Origin of the sequence: Pseudoroseomonas cervicalis ATCC 49957 (assembly GCF_000164635.1) — a bacterium.
Lineage (GTDB): Bacteria > Pseudomonadota > Alphaproteobacteria > Acetobacterales > Acetobacteraceae > Pseudoroseomonas > Pseudoroseomonas cervicalis.
This window is the reverse complement of the sequence record NZ_GG771216.1, coordinates 1-609: the sequence shown is the minus strand read 5'-3', so window position 1 is coordinate 609 and position 609 is coordinate 1. Positions and strand designations below refer to the sequence as shown.

At 70.3% G+C, this 609-nt stretch carries 1 protein-coding gene; it reads left to right on the top strand.

The features are described 5' to 3' along the window. Positions 1–210 precede the first annotated feature (210 nt). A partial coding sequence (locus HMPREF0731_RS22645) for an Hpt domain-containing protein (RefSeq protein ID WP_007006612.1) occupies positions 211–609 on the top strand: 399 nt, incomplete at its 3' end.

The following is a 609-nucleotide window of genomic DNA, read 5'->3' as shown; positions in this document are numbered from 1 at the left end:
CTGGCGCTGCTCTCCGGCTGGGAGGTGCTGCTGCTGCCGCCCGGCGAGGGCCCGGCCAGCGCCGGCGAGGCCGCCGCCGCCCTGCTGCTGACCCCGCGCGGCTGAACAGGCGTCGCGGCGCCGGCAGGCGTCACCACATGGCACCTGCCTTTACCCTTTCTTCGCGCTCCTCGCTCCAGTTTGCGGAACCGCCAGCCGCCGGGGAAAGCGATGGACGACCTTCTTGCAGACTTCCTGACCGAAACGAATGAAGGGCTGGCATCGCTCGACGTGGCGCTGCTGAAGCTGGAGAAGGCGCCGGACGACAAGCCGACCCTGTCGGAAATCTTCCGCAGCGTGCATACCATCAAGGGCACCTGCGGCTTCCTCGGCCTGTCCCGGCTGGAGAAGGTGGCGCACGCGGCCGAGAACGTGCTCGGCAAGTATCGCGACGGCTCGCTGAAGGTGACGCCCGAGGGCATCACCCTGATCCTCTCGGCGATCGACTGCCTGAAGACCATCGTGGCCGGGCTGGAAGCCTCGGGCAGCGAGCCGCAGGGCGACGACACCCGGCTGATCGCGGCGCTGGACGCCGCCTGGCGTGGCGAGATGCCGGTGGCGCCCGGCGCC